Origin of the sequence: Marinobacter sp. UBA2498 (genome assembly GCF_002341575.1) — a bacterium.
GTDB classification, from domain to species: Bacteria; Pseudomonadota; Gammaproteobacteria; order Pseudomonadales; family Oleiphilaceae; genus Marinobacter; species Marinobacter manganoxydans.
In genome coordinates this window covers 2,909-3,441 of sequence record NZ_DDOI01000066.1, presented here as the reverse complement: position 1 = coordinate 3,441, position 533 = coordinate 2,909, and the positions used below count along the sequence as shown (strand labels likewise).

Here is a 533-nt window from a genome sequence, read left to right as displayed (position 1 = left end):
TGCTTTTCATCGGCCAACGCAATCAAGGGCGCGCCCGCCTCGATGCGCTGCCCCTGCTCGAAATCATCGCTGAGCACCGCGCCGTCAATCTCGGCATGCAGGATATACTCCCCTAATGCAACAGATTGCTGAGGAGCGACCAACGCTTGCAAGTCCGAGGCCGAAAGGCCGTAGGCCAGCAGCGTCGCCCGGGCTGCCTCCAGGCTGGTTTTGGCCGTGATGTAACGCTGTTCACCCACGGTTTTGCGCCCAAGTTCCTCTACTCTTTGCCATTCAGGCCAGGCCGTGCGGTAATTGGCTTGTGCCTGCGCCACGGCTTCACTGAACAGAGTAACCAGCGGCTGACCCTGTTCGACGTGATCGCCGAGGGCGACATGGCGGCGCAGCACCACGGAAGGCACCCGGGGCGATACTCGGTAACTGGTGTAACCGTTGGAAAGGATCTCCCCCGGTGCGTAAAGCTGATAATCGACCTTTCTGGGAGTCAGTGGGTTGATCTGAATATCGGCCAGGGTCATTTGCGCCGGGTTCAG

At 60.0% G+C, this 533-nt stretch carries 1 protein-coding gene; it reads right to left on the bottom strand.

Going from position 1 to position 533, the window contains the following annotated elements:
- Positions 1 to 533 (bottom strand): efflux RND transporter periplasmic adaptor subunit (locus B2W52_RS09230; protein ID WP_286802653.1); only part of this gene is annotated, 533 nt, incomplete at both ends.